The 479-nt window shown below is 74.3% G+C and carries 1 protein-coding gene; it reads left to right on the top strand.

Annotation, left to right across the window (positions count from 1 at the left end):
* On the top strand, positions 1-313 hold a 313-nt coding region (locus FAF44_RS53705), incomplete at its 5' end, for an ATP-binding cassette domain-containing protein (RefSeq protein ID WP_237111197.1).
* Positions 314-479: the final 166 nt, after the last annotated feature.

Here is a 479-nt window from a genome sequence, read left to right as displayed (position 1 = left end):
GTCCGGCGGCCAATGGCAGCGCATCGCCGTCGCCCGCGGCTTCCACCGCGACGCCGACCTGCTCATCTGCGACGAACCCACCGCCGCCCTCGACGCCCGTGCCGAACACGCCGCCTTCGAGGGCCTGCGCGCCCACGCCGACGGCCGCACCGTCGTCCTGATCACCCACCGGCTGGCCAGCGTCCGCTACGCCGACCGCATCTACGTCCTCGATCACGGCATCATCAGCGAACAGGGGACACACGAGGCACTGATCGCCCGCGGCGGCCTGTACAGCGACCTGTACACCCTCCAGGCGACCGCCTACCGGTAACGACCTGCTCCCACCGGGCGGCGCGGAGCCCGTCCCGCGCCGCTGCGGTGGGCTGACCCCGAGCCCCGCCACGCGGGCCCGCTCCGGCCCCACCCATCATCCCGGCCGCGGGAGGCGGTGCCACACCTACTCGTGAGTGGGCCGGGCTGCCGTCGGGGGGTCATGC

The organism is Nonomuraea sp. MG754425, from assembly GCF_021699195.1.
Lineage (GTDB): Bacteria > Actinomycetota > Actinomycetes > Streptosporangiales > Streptosporangiaceae > Nonomuraea.
Note: the sequence above shows the minus strand (reverse complement) of the source record. Positions and strands in the feature narration are given on the sequence as shown.